Annotated in this window: 14 protein-coding genes and 1 pseudogene (1 of these 15 only partly in view); 9 read left to right on the plus strand and 6 right to left on the minus strand. The window is 75.0% G+C overall.

The annotated features are described in order from the left end of the window. Window positions 1–104, plus strand: a pseudogene (locus IO29_RS34445) (lysophospholipid acyltransferase family protein) (it extends 693 nt beyond the left edge of the window). A gap of 114 nt (window positions 105–218) precedes the next feature. Here the strand turns inward: IO29_RS34445 and IO29_RS34450 are convergent. Beyond that, the gene (locus IO29_RS34450) at window positions 219–1,238 is read right to left on the minus strand and encodes an MsnO8 family LLM class oxidoreductase (protein WP_030378489.1); all 1,020 of its coding nucleotides are present in this window, start codon (window positions 1,236–1,238) and stop codon (window positions 219–221) included. Between the two features lie 482 nt (window positions 1,239–1,720). Here IO29_RS34450 and fusA point away from each other — a divergent pair, with 482 nt between their 5' ends. The 6 genes from fusA (at window position 1,721) to IO29_RS34480 (ending at window position 7,912) form a co-directional block, all read left to right on the plus strand. Further along, window positions 1,721–3,877, plus strand: coding sequence for an elongation factor G (gene fusA, locus IO29_RS34455; protein WP_051707449.1), 2,157 nt, complete (start codon window positions 1,721–1,723; stop codon window positions 3,875–3,877). A gap of 135 nt (window positions 3,878–4,012) precedes the next feature. After that, the gene (locus tag IO29_RS34460; RefSeq protein ID WP_030378491.1) at window positions 4,013–4,201 is read left to right on the plus strand and encodes a hypothetical protein; all 189 of its coding nucleotides are present in this window, start codon (window positions 4,013–4,015) and stop codon (window positions 4,199–4,201) included. A gap of 12 nt (window positions 4,202–4,213) precedes the next feature. After that, window positions 4,214–4,903, plus strand: coding sequence for a hypothetical protein (locus IO29_RS34465; RefSeq protein WP_030378492.1), 690 nt, complete (start codon window positions 4,214–4,216; stop codon window positions 4,901–4,903). Continuing rightward, on the plus strand, window positions 4,900–5,919 hold the full coding sequence (locus IO29_RS34470; RefSeq protein ID WP_030378493.1) for a DUF6895 family protein: 1,020 nt from the start codon (window positions 4,900–4,902) through the stop codon (window positions 5,917–5,919). The genes IO29_RS34465 and IO29_RS34470 overlap by 4 nt, the downstream gene beginning before the upstream one ends. Further along, complete coding sequence (locus IO29_RS34475; protein WP_030378494.1) at window positions 5,916–6,836, plus strand: DUF6895 family protein; 921 nt, start codon at window positions 5,916–5,918, stop codon at window positions 6,834–6,836. The genes IO29_RS34470 and IO29_RS34475 overlap by 4 nt, the downstream gene beginning before the upstream one ends. Then, a complete protein-coding gene (locus tag IO29_RS34480) occupies window positions 6,833–7,912 on the plus strand; it encodes a serine hydrolase domain-containing protein (RefSeq protein ID WP_051707450.1) in 1,080 nt (359 codons plus the stop codon). The genes IO29_RS34475 and IO29_RS34480 overlap by 4 nt, the downstream gene beginning before the upstream one ends. 10 nt (window positions 7,913–7,922) lie before the next feature. Here the strand turns inward: IO29_RS34480 and folE are convergent, their stop codons facing one another. Beyond that, window positions 7,923–8,579 (minus strand): GTP cyclohydrolase I FolE, encoded by a 657-nt coding sequence (folE, locus tag IO29_RS34485; protein ID WP_078618136.1) that lies wholly within the window; start codon window positions 8,577–8,579, stop codon window positions 7,923–7,925. Between the two features lies 1 nt (window position 8,580). Beyond that, a complete protein-coding gene (locus tag IO29_RS34490; protein WP_030378497.1) occupies window positions 8,581–9,108 on the minus strand; it encodes a DUF2231 domain-containing protein in 528 nt (175 codons plus the stop codon). A gap of 120 nt (window positions 9,109–9,228) precedes the next feature. Here IO29_RS34490 and IO29_RS34495 point away from each other — a divergent pair, with 120 nt between their 5' ends. Next, on the plus strand, window positions 9,229–10,017 hold the full coding sequence (locus IO29_RS34495; RefSeq protein WP_051707451.1) for a helix-turn-helix transcriptional regulator: 789 nt from the start codon (window positions 9,229–9,231) through the stop codon (window positions 10,015–10,017). A 111-nt stretch (window positions 10,018–10,128) separates the two neighbouring features. Here the strand turns inward: IO29_RS34495 and IO29_RS34500 are convergent, their stop codons facing one another. Beyond that, entirely contained in the window at window positions 10,129–11,502 is a 1,374-nt protein-coding gene (locus IO29_RS34500) for a carbohydrate-binding protein (protein WP_030378499.1), read from the minus strand. Between the two features lie 340 nt (window positions 11,503–11,842). Between IO29_RS34500 and IO29_RS34505 the strand changes: the two genes are divergently transcribed. Continuing rightward, window positions 11,843–12,082, plus strand: a complete 240-nt coding sequence (locus tag IO29_RS34505; protein WP_158709301.1) for a hypothetical protein — start codon at window positions 11,843–11,845, stop codon at window positions 12,080–12,082. Here the strand turns inward: IO29_RS34505 and IO29_RS34510 are convergent. Together IO29_RS34510 and IO29_RS34515 are read right to left on the minus strand one after the other, a co-directional pair. Beyond that, window positions 12,060–13,649, minus strand: coding sequence for a sensor histidine kinase (locus IO29_RS34510; RefSeq protein ID WP_234307441.1), 1,590 nt, complete (start codon window positions 13,647–13,649; stop codon window positions 12,060–12,062). The two genes, IO29_RS34505 and IO29_RS34510, sit on opposite strands and share 23 nt — an antisense overlap. Next, on the minus strand, window positions 13,646–14,344 hold the full coding sequence (locus IO29_RS34515; RefSeq protein WP_030378502.1) for a response regulator transcription factor: 699 nt from the start codon (window positions 14,342–14,344) through the stop codon (window positions 13,646–13,648). Before IO29_RS34515 ends, IO29_RS34510 begins: the two co-directional genes overlap by 4 nt. Window position 14,345 lies beyond the last annotated feature (1 nt).

Genomic DNA, 14,345 nt, shown 5'->3' on the forward strand with positions numbered 1-14,345 from the left:
CGCGAGGGCTGGTCGCGGAGGTGGGGGTGCGGGGGGTGCTGACGGGAGGCTCGGCGGACGACCGGGGGTCGCTGGCGGGGGCGGCGCAGCGCGCGCTGGGCTGACGGCGGTCTTCTCCTCGCCCCCGCCGCCCCTGCCCTTCCCGTCCTCAAGGTGCGGAGCCGCATGGTGACGCAGCCCCGCGCCCTGATCAGGGGCGCGGGGAACTGCGCGATCTTTTAGGGGGTCCGGGGGCCTGCCCCCGGGCGGGGAAGGGAAGGGGCGGCGGGGGCGGACAAACGTGCCGCCCGGGCCAGGCGGGCGTAGGAGTCCGTCAACGCCGCACGCCCGTGCGTGCTCGTCGTCACCAGGACCTCGTCCGCGCCCGTCTCCTCCACCACCTCCGCCAGCTCCTCCACGACCTCCTCCGCCGTCCCGGCGACATGCCCTCGCAGCCCCGCCTCGTACAGCTCCCGCTCCTTCCCCGTCATGACCCGCCCCTGCACCGCCTCCACCGTCGGCAACGGCGGAAACGTCCCGTGCGTCCGGGCGTACGCCATCGACCACGCCTCCGGTATCAGCAGCCGCCGTGCCTCCTCGGCCGTACCCGCCACCGCGACCGTCCCCGAGATCACCACGTACGGTTGCTCGGCCCACCCCGAGGGGCGGAACGACGCCCGGTACCGCTCGACACCCCGCAGCATCCGCTCCCGGCCACGCAGATCGCCGATGACCATCGGCAGCCCCGCCCGCGCCGCGATCTCCGCCCCCTCGCCCATGGCGAGGACGAACGGCGGCACCGTCAGCCCCTCCGAGGGACGCGCGTGCACCCCCGTGGGGGAGGTGCCGCGGAACCAGCCGAGCAGCTCCGCCAGCTGCCCGGCGAAGTCGTCGGCGTCGTCCCGGCCCACGCCCAGCGCCCGCCGCACCCCGTCCGTGAAGCCGACCGACCGGCCGAGACCCATGTCGATCCGCCCGGGGAACAGTGACTCCAGCACCCCGAACTGCTCGGCCACCACCAGCGGCCGGTGGTTGGGCAGCATCACCCCGCCGGTGCCGACCCGGATCGTCCGGGTCGCCGCGGCGACGGCCGCCGCCAGCACGGTCGGCGCGGAGCCCGCGACTCCGGGCACGCCGTGGTGCTCGGCGACCCAGAAGCGGTGGAAGCCGAGCCGCTCCGCCTCCCGCGCCAGCTCCACCGTGTCGCGCAGCGCCTCGCCCGCGTCGTGCCCCTCCCGGATCCGCGACCGGTCGAGCACGGAGAACCTGGTACCTGCCAAAACCGAGCTGCTCACACAGGGTTCAACACGACAGCGGCCCCTTGATTCCCGCGCCCCGGGCCCGTTTCCGGGTCCCCGCACCCGATCCCCGGGCCCCCGCGCCGGATCCTCGGCCCCCGCACCCCGCCCGGCGGAAAAATGCGGTGCACCCGCCCCGCCGGGCTCCCTACACTCCGGACACATCACGTCGCACCGCACTCGGCGATGCGTCGACGAACGAGGGGAGCCCGGCCGTGCGTGACCGCACCGCTGTTCTCGCTCCCCGGGCGCGGTACGAGGTGATCCTCGTGTCCCCGCCGCTCCGGTGCCCGCCGCGCGGCCGGCTCCGGACACCCGTGACGCACGTCTGAACACGCCCCGGCCCCCTCGATCACACCCGCGGCCGGTGCCGTGTCACGCGCTGCCGTCCCGGGAATCGCGCCCTCCGTCAACCGACCGGATCGTTCCCGAAGGGCCAGGCCGTGCGAAGCCTCCCGAACCGTCAGACCACCCGCCCGCCCGCTCCCCGCGGCCCTCTCGCCGCCGTCCGCAACCTCGGCATCCTCGCCCATGTCGACGCGGGCAAGACCACGCTGACCGAGCGGATCCTGTACGCCACCGGCACCACGCACAAGCGCGGCGAGGTGCACGACGGCACCACCGTCACCGACTTCGACCCGCAGGAGCGCGATCGCGGCATCACCATCTTCGCCGCGGCCGTCAGCTGCGCCTGGGACGGTCACCGGATCAACCTCATCGACACGCCCGGCCACGTCGACTTCGCCGACGAGGTCACCCGCTCCCTGCGGGTGCTCGACGGAGCCGTCGCCGTGTTCGACGCCGTCGCCGGTGTCGAACCGCAGAGCGAGTCGGTGTGGCGCCAGGCCGACCGGTACGGCGTCCCGCGCCTCGCCTTCGTCAACAAGCTCGACCGCGCGGGCGCCGACCTCGACCGCGCCGTGGCGTCCATCCGGGAGCGACTGCACCCGGCGCCGCTCGTCGTGCAGCTGCCGATCGGCGTGGAGGACGGCTTCACCGGCGTCGTCGACCTGGTCCGGATGCGGGCGTTCGTCTGGGCGGACGGCCGGGACAGCGCCGAACCGGGGTCCGTGCCGCGGGAGCTGCGGGCGGAGGCGGAGCGGCGCCGCCGGCTCCTCGAGGAGACGGTCGCCGGGCTCCATCCGGCCGCGCTGGAGGAGTTCTGCGACCTCTCCCGGCTGAGCGACGCCACCCTGACCGCCGCGCTGCGCGACCTGACCCGGAGCGGGGACGGCGTGGTGGTGCTGTGCGGCTCGGCCTACCGCAACCGGGGGATCGAACCGCTGCTCGACGCCGTCACCGCCTACCTGCCCTCGCCGGCCGACGTACCGCCGGTGCGCGGCACGCACGACGGGGCCGAGCGGGAGCGGCCCGCCGACCCCGAAGCGCCGTTCGCCGCCCTGGTGTTCAAGGTGAGCGCCGGTGCCACCGGCCGGCTGACCTTCCTGCGCGTGTACGCGGGAACCATGGAGAGGGGAGGAACCGTGTGGGACGCCACCACCGGGCGCACCGAGCGGATCGCGCGCATCCTGCGCGTGCACGCGGACCGGCACGCGCCCCTCGACCGTGCCGTGGCCGGGGACATCGTCGCCGTCACCGGGCTGAAGTCGGCCCGTCCGGGCACGACGCTGTGCGCGCCCGACGCCCCGCTGCTCCTGGAACCGCCGGGCACCACCGAGCCCGTCGTCTCCGTGGCCGTGGAGGCCCGCCGACGCACCGACACCGGCCGGCTGGCCTCCGCCCTGGCCCGCTCGGCGGAGGAGGACCCCTCCCTGGTCCTGCGGAGCGACCCCGAGACCGGGCAGACACTGCTGTCCGGCATGGGGGAACTGCATCTGGAGGTCGCGGTGGAGAAGGTCCGCCGCGACCACGGCCTGGAGGTGACCGTGGGCCGGCCGCGGGTGGCGTACCGGGAGACCCTCGTCCGGCCGGTGTCCGGGCTGGTGTACCGGCATGTCAAACAGGACGGCGGGGCGGGCCAGTTCGCCCATGTCGTCCTCGACGTGGCCCCGCTGGCGGAGACCGGTGACGGTCCGGCGGGCTTCGCGTTCGGTTCGGCGGTCGTCGGCGGGCGCGTGCCGCAGGAGTATGTGCGCGCGGTGGAGGCCGGGTGCCGGGACGCCCTCGCCGAGGGCCCGCTCGGCGGTCACCCGGTGACCGGTGTGCGCGTGACGCTGACGGACGGGGCGACCCACCCGAAGGACTCCTCGGAGATGGCCTTCCGTACGGCCGGCCGCTTCGCGCTGCGCGAGGCGCTCCGGCGGGCGCGGGACGCGGGGGCGGTGCTGCTCCTCGAACCGGTCGCCGAGGTGACGGTCACCGTGCCGGAGGAGGCCGTGGGCGGGGTGCTGGGCGACCTGGCCGCCCGGCGCGGCCGGGTGTCGCACTCGGCCATGACCGCGGGGCCGGCCGGGGGCGCGGGCACCGCCGTGGTGACCGCCACCGTGCCGCTCGCCGAGCTGTTCGGCTACGCCACGGCGCTGCGCGGCCGCACCCGGGGGCGCGGCACGTTCAGCACCCGGCCGCTCGGCTACGCCCCGGCACCGGCGGCGGTGTCGACGGCGGTGTCGACGGCGGCGTCGGCACCGGGCACGCGCTGAGGCCGCCGTCTCTCCGATCCTTTTGCCGCTTTGATGTGTAAATGAGGTGATTCACGAAACCCTACTGACAGCGTTCGACCCGATATGACCGAATGGCGAACGCCGAATCTCTGTCTCACGCAAGGGGATGGTGGTATGGCTTCCACCGAGTATCTGACCGACGACACGACCGAGGTGCGCGGCACCGAGGTCGAGGCCGCACTCGCACCGGCCGAGGCCGACGGGTACTACCGGGACAGCCGTGAGTGCGCGGCGCTCGCCCTGTCCGGCGGGTCGACCAGTCTGCTGCTCTCGCCGCCGACGCCGCGGCCGAAGAAGGGCTGACGGAGGCAGCCGATGGAGGAATCCGCCACCTCGACGCCCTTGCGGGGCGCGGTGCGCGACCTCACGACCGCCGTGGTCTCCGCTCTCCGGAGCGGAGGCCCCGCGCGGCCGTATCTGCGCACCGGGCAGGGCGAGGCCGCCCTCGCCGCCGTCCGCGTCCTGGGTGCCGACGCGCTGCTGCCGAGCGTGCTGCTCGGGACGCCGCCCGCACCCGAGGACCTCGCTACCTTCCGCGACGCACTCAAGGCGTATCCGCCGCCCCCGGGCGCCGGGGCCGCCTCGGTGTGGAGCCACCGCGCGATGGCCCGCACCCTGCACCGGTTCGACCCCGGACTGCCGGAACTGCCCGAGCCCGCCGCGGAACCCGGCACCGACGGCCTGCACGCCGCCCCCTGGCAGTCCCTCACCCACCAACTCGCCGTCCTGGCCCCGCTCGCGGTGCCCGGCGCCGACTGCCCGGTGGCCCGGGTCGCCCGGGGCCGCCCGGTGGACGTCGCCCGCGGTTTCGTCCGCGCGGTGCGCCGCCGCGACTGGCCGCAGGCGGCCGGTGCCGGACGGTGGCTCACCCTGCTCGACGGGGTCCCCGACACCCTGGGCCTGGAGCCCGGACTGCGGTTCGTCGCCCAGATGGCCGGGGAGGACCCGCGCGTGACGCTCCACCTGGAGGCGGCCCGGCTGCTGCGCACGAGGGCGGCGGCATGACACGTACGACACCGCCGGTGGTCCGGGAGAGCCCGGCCGGCCGCGTCGGGGCGGCCGCCCTGGAGTGGGTGTCCGCCCACCGAGAGGGGTTCGCGCTCGACGCGGGGGCCCTCTCCGCGGACGGCGACGTCAACACCAGCTGGAAACCCCTCGGCGAACTCGCCCAGGCCTGCGGCCTCGTCCGCGACCGCACCGGTCCGGCCGACCCCCGCCACCGCACCGCCGCCGACCTGCTCGACTTCGCCTGGCGGCAGACCGGCAACGGCCGCCTGTTCACCGCCCTCCAGCGGCTCGAACCCTTCGCCACCTACCCGCTGGAGGTCTACGCCGCCTTCGCCTCGGCCGGGCTGCGCGAGCCCGGCTACGAGCGTGCCGCCGCCACCGTCGCCGGCACCCGCGGCTGGCGGGCCACCGAACAGGACCCCAACCGGCGGCTCGGCATCCTCAACTCCGAGCGCCGCGGCGGCCTGACGCGCCACGGACCCGTCGCACCCGCCCTGCGCCGCACCTGGCTCGGCGCGCTGCCCGAACCGTGGACCTTCGAGCGCGCCGCCGGATACACGCTCACCCACGTCGTCTTCCACCTCACCGACTGGGGCCGCGCCCCCGACGGCGTACCGCCCGACCTCGCCGGCTACCTCGGCCACTGGCTCCCGCCCTGGCTCGACACCTGCCTCGAAGGCCGGCAGTGGGATCTCGCCTGCGAGTTGACGGCGGTCGCCGCGAGCCTGCCGACGGCCCCCGACCGCGCGCTGCTGCACGACACCTGGACACGCCTCGCGGCAGCCCAGCACGCCGACGGAGCACTGCCCGAGACCGGCGGCACCGTCGGCGCCCCCGCCCCGTCCGGCTTCCGCGGCTGTTACCACTCCACCCTCATGGCCGCCTTCGCCGCCGCCCTCACCGTCGCCCGCCTCGGCGACGAGGACACCCCCGCTCTGACCACCACCCGCCCCGGCGACGGGGACATCCCCGTACCGACGGCACCCGCGAACCCGAGGAGCACGCCGCGATGACCAGCACCCGCCTCGTGCACGACGTCGGGGTCCGCGCCATCGAGTGGCTGCACGCCCACCGCGACGGCTTCCGGCTCGAACCCGACGTCGACCCGGAGACCGGCTTCCTGGAGCGGTTCAAGCCGGTCGGCGAACTCGCCCTGATCTGCGCCGTGCTGTTCCGCGAGGGCGTGGCCGGCTCCCGCCAGGCCAAGCTCGCCCGCCAGCTCCTCGACCACGCCTGGCGGCACACCCTGGACGGCGGCCGGATGCTGGTGCGCGGACAGCGCGTCGAGCCGATCTCGCCCATCCCCTTCGAGGTGTACCTGCCCTTCCGCGAACTCGGTCACCGTCACCCGGAGATGGAGTCGATCGCCCGGCTCAACCACGACCTGCTGAGCACCGAGGCGTTCGCGATGACCCCCACCCGCCGGCTCGGACTCTCCGCGTTCCAGCGCCGGTTCGGGCTGCCGCCGCGCCCGCCGGAGGCCGAGGTCGCCGGCCGCACCTGGCTGGGCCGCACCCCCGAACCGTGGACCGTCGAGGGGCACATCGCCTACGACGTCACGCACACCGTCTTCCACCTCACCGACTGGGGCGAGCGCCCCGACGGGCTGCCGCCCCGCCTCGCCGACTATCTCGCCACCTGGCTCCCGGCCTGGCTCGACGACTGGCTGGACCTCCAACGCTGGGACCTGCTCGGCGAGTTGCTGGTCGTCGACGCCTGCCTGCCCCGGCCCACCCTCGACGAACGGGCCTGGGCGGGCTTCGCCGCCGCCCAGCAGCCGGACGGCGCCATGCCCGCCCTGCGCACCATGCCCGAGGGCGACCCCGAGGACGTCTTCGACATCGTCTACCACCCCACCCTGGTCGCCGCCTTCGCCTCCGTGCTCGCCACCTCACGATCCCTGTCACGGCTCGCGGGTGCCACGGCATGAGCGCCCCCGCCCACCCCCGGCGCCCGGCGCCCTTCGACGACGAGGACACCCTGCGCCGCCGTCTCGACGACGCCGTGACCGCCGTCGACGCCCCCGACGTCGTCCTCGCCCTCTCCCGGCACGGCCACCGCACGGTCCACCACGGCGGCACCGGCACCCCGCCGCCCGTACCCCGCGCCCTGCTGCGGTACGAGACCGGCTCCGCCTCCAAGGTCTACGCCGGGCTGCTCCTGGCCCACCTCACCGCGACCGGCCGGCTGTCCGGCGGCGAACCCGCCGCCCGCTGCCTGGACCCCCGCCGCCCCGTCGGCCCGGCCCCCGTCACCCTCACCCACCTGATCACCCACACCGCCGGACTGCCCCGGCTGCCCGCCGACTTCTACCCCCGCGCGCTGCCCGCCTGGCGCACCAACCCCTACGCCCGCTACTCCGCCGAACGCGTCGTCGCCGCCTTCGTGCGCCACCGCCCCCGGCACCGCCCCGGCACCCGCTGGCGCTACTCCAACTTCGGCGTCGCCGTCCTCGGCCACGCTCTCGCCGCCGCCCTCCAGACCCCGTGGGACACCCTCCTCACCGAGGAGGTGCTGCGCCCGCTCGCCCTGACCGGCACCGCCCTCACGGCGACCGGACCGGACACGGACGCCGTCGGCCACCGCCCGGACGGCACCCCCGTGCCCGCGCTCGACGCCGGCGGCTTCCGTGCCGCGGGAGCCGTCCGGGCCACCCCCGGCGATCTGCTCACCCTCCTGGAGGCCCACCTCGACCCCCCGCCCGGCTCCCCCCTGGCCGGGGCACTGCGGGCGGTGCGCCGCCCGGTGCTGCGGCGCGGCCTCGGGCACCGGCACGAGCACACGCTCACCTGGTTCCGGCACCCCACCGACCACGGGCCGATGTACTTCCACTCCGGCGCCACCCTCGGCCAGCAGACCTTCCTCGGCTTCCGGCCCGACACGGGCACGGCCCTGGCGGCCGTCTGCACCCGCCGGTTCCGCGCCCGCGACCCGTTCGTACCGACCGCGTACGCGCTGCTCGCCGACGGCGCCCGGGGGTCCGCCCCCGACACAGCCCGAGGGTGACCGCGCCGGGTCAGGGGGCCGCGCCGGTCAGGGCGAGGAACTCGGCGCGGGAGCGGGCGTCGGAGCGCAGCAGGCCGAGCAGGGTGGAGGTCATGGTGCTGCTGCCGGTGGCGCGCACGCCGCGCAGGGTCATGCAGGAGTGTTCGGCCTCGATCACCACCCCGACGCCCTTGGGCTCCAGCTGGGTCTCCAGCCAGTCGGCGACCTGTTTGGTCAGGCGTTCCTGGACCTGCGGGCGGCAGGCGAAGTGCTCGACGACCCGGGCCAGCTTGGACAGGCCGAGGATCCGCGAGCCGGGCAGGTAGCCGACGTGGGCGATCCCGACGAACGGCAGCAGATGGTGCTCGCAGACGGACCGTACGGGGATGCGGCGGGCCAGGACCAGTTCGTCGTAGTGCTCGTCGTTGGGAAAGGTGGTCAGGTCGAAGGCGCGCGGGCTGAACAGCTCGGCGTAGGCGCGCGCCATCCGGCCCGGTGTGCCGCGCAGGCTCTCGGAGGCGGTGGAGACGCCGAGGGCGGCCAGGAACTGCCCGGCCGCGGTCTCCGCCGCCGCCAGGTCGATCGCCCGGGGCTCGTCCACGACCCGGAGGGCGGGCCGGGCCGGCCGGGTCTCCTCCTCGTCGCGCGCAGGTATGCGGGCGGTGGCACGTTCGGGGCGCTCGGTCATGTCAGCCGCCCGTTCCGGTGGTGTACCCCTCGGCCTGGGTGTTCTCGTCGGCGACGCGGACGCCGTAGCGGTAGGCCAGCTTGCCGCCCAGGAACCCCGAGACACCCAGCGCCGCCACGCTGATCGCGGACAGCACCAGCTGGCCGACGCCCACGCTCCCCCCGCTGGTGTAGTCGGCGTGCCGCCACAGGAAGTTGACGACGTAGGCGGCGGTCACCAGCAGGTTCAGCGTCATGTGGAGCAGGGCGGTGCGGAAGGCCGGGGTGGCCGTCGGGATCGCGAACAGGTCGAGGAACCCGACCACGGCCGCGAGCAGCGCGCCGATCACGCCGATGGCGATCAGCCACTCCGAGGACTGGGTCAGGAAGCCCGGCCGGTCGACGAGGTGCGAGGCGATGTCGAACACCAGGCCGGTCACCCAGGCACCGATCGGCACGGTCACCAGGATCGGGTGGAACGGGTGGCCGTACGGGCCGGCGAGCGGGGCGCTGACCGGACGCTTCGCCTGCGGGGGAGACTGATCGGACATGACGACCTCCAGTAGTTTCACCAATCATTGTTGGTTTAATTGCTGGGGCGCGTCAAGGTCCCCAGATGGAGGACCCGCGGGAACACTTGTGCCTACGTGCGTGGGAGTTACTGTGGGCGTGTGGCTTACGAATCCTCCTCACCGGCCGGCGCGGCCGACCGCGCCATCGACTCCGTCAGCGTGCTGAGCGAGGACTCACGGCGGCGCATGTTCCTCTTCATCCGCCGCGCCGGCCACGCCGTCACCCGCGACGAGGCCGCCGCGAGCGCCGGGATATCCAGCAAGCTCGCCGCCTTCCACCTCGACAAGCTCGTCGACGCCGGTCTCCTGCGGGCCCGCTACGAGGCACCGGGCGGCATCCGCAAGGTCGGCAGGCGGCCCAAGGTGTACGAGCCCACCGACGCGCAGATCACCGTGAACATCCCCGACCGGCGCCACGAACTCCTGGCGGACCTCCTCCTGGACGCCGTCCTGACCGAGGGCGCCGACGAGAACGCCGCGCAGGCGGCCGTGCGCAGCGCGGAACGACGCGGCCGGCGCCTGGGCCGCGACGCGCGGGAGGAGACGCGCCCGGGGCGGCTGGGCCCCGAGCGCGGACTGACCGCGTGCGAGCGCCTGCTGGACGAGTACGGCTACGAACCCGTCCGGGAGACCCCCACCCGGCTCCGGCTGCGCAACTGCCCCTTCCACCCGCTGGCGAGCAAGGCGCCCGACCTGGTGTGCGGCATGAACCAGGCCTTCCTCTCCGGCTGTCTGAGCGGGCTGGAGGTCAACGGGGTGCGGGCCGTCCTGGCCCCCGAACCCGGGGAGTGCTGTGTGCGACTCACCCCGGGCGACACCGAGGACGAGGACCGGACGGCTCCCGAAGGCGGGACGGCTCCCGAGGGCCGGACGGCCGGAGACGGCTGACGCCACCGGGGCCGGCCGCCGCCGGGCGTGCGGTGGGCCCACCGGCACGCGGACGGGGCCCGCGCCGCGGGCCCCGTCCGGTGGTGCGCGACGCCGTCGCGCCGCGCGGAGTCAGACCTTCTGCCACAGCGCCGGCGTCGTGGCCGGCTGCCACGCGCCCTGCGCCTGGTGCGGCTGGAGGCACACATAGGTGACGCCGCCGTACGTCACCTTCGCGCCCACGTCGTACACCGCGCCCGCCGCCCAGGTGCCGGACTCCGGCTCCGGCGTGGTGCCCGGCGTCTCGGTGGTGGCCGTGTCCGTGGTGAGCGTCAGACCGAAGGCGCTCAGCGCCGGGTTGACCGGCTGGTAGTACGTCGTCCCGCCGCTGGTGCAGTCACCGGAGCCGCCGGAGGTGACACCCTGCGCCTGGCTGCCGGAGAGGTACGGGCCGCCGGAGTCGCCGGGCTCGGCGCACACCGTCGTCCGCGTCACCCCGTCGACCGTGCCCTCCGGGTAGGTCACGCTCGTGTCGTGCTCCTCGATGGTGCCGCAGTGCCAGCCCGTGGTGGAGCCCGAGCGGCAGACCGAGGCGCCCACCAGCGCCTCCACCGAGCCGGACACCGTCACGTCCGCGCCGCCCTCGCCCTTGACGTGCGGGGTGGCCGTCCAGTCGTCGTTGGCGGCGACCCAGGAGTAGTCGTGGCCGGGGAACACCGAGTCCTGGAAGGTGCCCTGGGCCACCTGGTTGTACCCGGTGGTCGTGTCGCCCTTGCCGCCGCAGTGCCCGGCGGAGACGAAGCCCTGCTGCTCGCCCTTGGTGACGGAGAACCCGACGGAGCAGCGCGCCTCGTCGTTGATGTAGTACGCGTCGCCGCCGGTGATGTCGTACAGCGCGCGCGGCTGGTCCTTGGACACCTTCACCGCCACCCGCGTACGGTCCACCCGGGCGGCCTTCACCAACGCGTCCGCCGCGGCCTTGCTGGTGGCCTGCACGGTCACCCGGTTGTTGCGGATGTCGACGTACCGCACCGGGGTCCGCCGGCCCTTCGTGGCGGCGGCGGCCCTGTCCAGCTTCGTCTTGACGGTCCGCAGGTCGGCCAGCGCCACCTTGACGACCTTGGCGTCGGCGCCGCCCGCCTCGATGGCGGCGACGTCCGCCTTGTTGGTGGTGGCGACGGTCAGTCCGGCCGACGTCTTCCCGTGCACCCAGGCACCGGCGAAGCGGGTGCCGAGCGCGTTGTGCAGCCGGCCGGCCCGGGTGCCGGCCTCCGCCTCGTTCGTCAGCCGCTGTCTGGCCTGGGCCGCGGTCAGCCCCAGGTCGCGCCGGAGCGCGTGCAGGACCTCGGCCGAGGGCCGGTCGGCGCCGAGTGTCCGGGCCGCCGAGGGGCCGTCGGCGGGCGGCACGGACGAGGCGGTGGCCGTCGCCTGGGACGGGTTCGCCAGCACGAGCGAACCGAGCACGGTCAGGACGGCACAGCCTGCGCCGACGTGTCTACGGGCCATCAGGTGGTACTCCCTCAGCTTCGACGGAACGGGGAACCTCACGGAACCTCTCGAAGCCGTAGACATTGCCGCGAACGCGGCAAAAGATGCCGGGATTGACCCGTTCCGGGGGCGCGGGGCGGGGGAGAGTGCGCCAGGGCCGGGCGGGGTCCGCTGTGTGATGAATGTCCGCGTGCGTCCCCCCGTGCGGAGGACGGCCGGTCCGTCAGTTCGTCAGCGGGACGGCTCCCTGCTCCTCCGTCCGTGGGACGAGCGGGGTTTTCGTTCGCGTGTCGCGCGGTCGCCCTGCCAGCGTGGGCCCGCCCGGGGCGAGCGCCCCGGCAGGCGGAAGGAGTCGAAGGTGACGGTTGGTGAAGCCCGTACGGGGATGCGTCGGGCGGTCGTCCTGGCCATGGGAGGCGGACTGATGCTCCTCCCCGTCGGCACCGCGCACGCCGACGGCGGTCTCGCCACGGGGTCGGCGACCGGGCGGGTGACCGAGGTGGCCTACCCCGTGGCGGAGACGGTGCTGCGGGAGGCCCCGACGATGCTGCCGGAGGAGGTGGCCCGGGTCGGGTCTAGCCGGTCAACGGAATCCTGAGCGTGAACGTGGTCGCGCCGGGACCGCCCGTCACGTCGACGGTGCCGCCGTGCGCCTCGACCAGGGACCGGACGACCGCGAGCCCCAGCCCGCTGCCGCCGCGGTCGCGGCTGCGGGCCGCATCGACACGGTAGAACCGGTCGAAGATCCGCCCCCGGTCGGCGGCCGGTATCCCGGGGCCGGCGTCGGTGACGTGGACGACGGCGGTGCGGGGGCCGGCGGGCGTGGTACCGGGACCGGTGGCGACGCCTGTGCCGCCGTGCCCGCCGGGCGTGGCGGCCGGTGTCCGCGCGGGCGCCGGTCGCGGTGCCCGGCGGGGCGCCGGTACCGGCACCTCCGCCGGGTGCGGTGCCTCCACCGTCACCCCGACCGACACCTCCGTACCCGGCGGGGTGTGCACCGCCGCGTTGGTCAGCAGGTTGTCCACCACCTGCCGGATCCGCGCGGGGTCGAGCCGCGTCCGCAGCTCGTCCGGTCCGGCCGTCACGGTCAGCGGACGGTCCGGGTGGCTCGCGCGGAACGCGTCCGCCGCCCGCCGCACCAGCTCCACCAGATCGGTCTCCTCCACCCGCAGCGGCGCCTCCACCTCCGCCGCGTCCAGCCGGGCGAGCAGCAGCAGATCGTCCAGGAGCACGCCCATCCGGGCGGCCTCCGCGCGCAGCCGGGCCAGATGCCTGTCCCGTTCCTCGGGGGAGTGGGCGGCCGCGTACTGGAACAGGTCCGCGTAGCCGCGCACCGACATCAGCGGGGTGCGCAGTTCGTGCGAGGCGTCCGCGACGAACCGCCGCAGCCGCCGCTCGGCCTCCGCGCGGACCACGAGCGAGTCGTCGATGTGCTCCAGCATGGTGTTGAACGCCGAGCGCAGCTCCTCGATCTCCGGGGCCCCGCTGCGGCCGTCGGCGCGCACCGGCAGCCGCCCGGAGTCGGTCAGGTCGTGCGAGGTGATGTCGTGCGCGGTGGCCGCCAGGTCGCTCAGCGGCTTCAGTCCGCGCCGCAGCACCGCGCGCCCGGCCACCACCAGCGCGACCAGCGCCGCCGCGAACGTCACCACCTGCACCGTGATCAGCCGCCGCGTGGTCGCCTGCACGTCCGCCAGCGGCGCCGCGCTGACCAGCACCACCCCGTGCTCCACCGGGCAGGCCCGCAGCAGATACGTGCCCTCGCCGGGGATCCGGGCGGTGCGGGTCAGATGCTCGGAGCCCGAGGCCGGCTGCGCCTCGGCGACGGCCGCGAGGGCGCCGGTGTCGGCGGGCACGTCGGCGGGGCGGCGCAGCACGGCGTGGCCGTCCTTCACCTCGTACACGGCGGTGTACCAGCCGTAGTACGGCCGCCGCTCCACCGTGCCGTGCGTCTTGGCGTCCTTGGTCTGCACGACCTGCACCAGCTTCATCTGCTCGGCGAGCTGGCGCTCCTGGTACTGCCGCATGTACATCGTCAACGCGGTGCCGACCACCGCGAACACCACCAGGGACAGCGCGCCCACGCCCAGCGCGAGCCGGGTGCCGAGACGGAGCCGCCGGGGCGTCCCCGGCAGCCCGCGGTGCGGCCGGCGCGGCCGGCCTCTCACTCGGCGGCCCGCCGGGCCACGTAGCCGACCCCGCGCACGGTGTGGATCAGCGGCACCTCGCCGCCGTCGGTCGCCTCCAGCTTGCGGCGCAGCCGGCTGACGACCAGCTCGACCACGTTGGACCGGCCGCCGAAGCCGTAACTCCAGACGTCGTCCAGGATCTGCGCCTTGGTCAGCACGGCGGGGGACTTGCGCAGCAGACAGCGCAGCACGTCGTACTCGGTCGGGGTGAGCGCGAGCAGATGGTCGCCGCGGCGGACCTCGCGGGTCTCCTCGTCCATCGTCAGGTCCGCGACCCGCAGCACGGCGCGCGCGCCGCCGGGCCCGGCGCTGCGGCGCAGCACCGTGCGGAGCCGGGCCATCAGCTCCTCCACGGCGAACGGTTTGACGAGGTAGTCGTCCCCGCCCCGGGTGAGCCCGGCGACGCGGTCGGCGACGCCGTCGCGGGCGGTGAGGAACACGACGGGGACGGACATGCCGGCGTCGCGCAGCCGGTCGAGCACGCCGAAGCCGTCGACGCCGGGGAGCATCAGATCGAGCACGACGATGTCCGGCCGGAACGCGGCGGCACGTCTGAGCGCCTCCTCACCGGAGTACGCCGTGACCGCCTCCCAGCCCTCGTACCGGGCGACGGTGGCCACGAGATCGGCGATGGGGGGATCGTCGTCCACGACGAGCAGCCGAACGGGGTTCACG

Source organism: Streptomyces sp. NRRL F-6676, from assembly GCF_000725625.1.
In the GTDB taxonomy this organism is placed as follows: Bacteria; Actinomycetota; Actinomycetes; order Streptomycetales; family Streptomycetaceae; genus Streptomyces.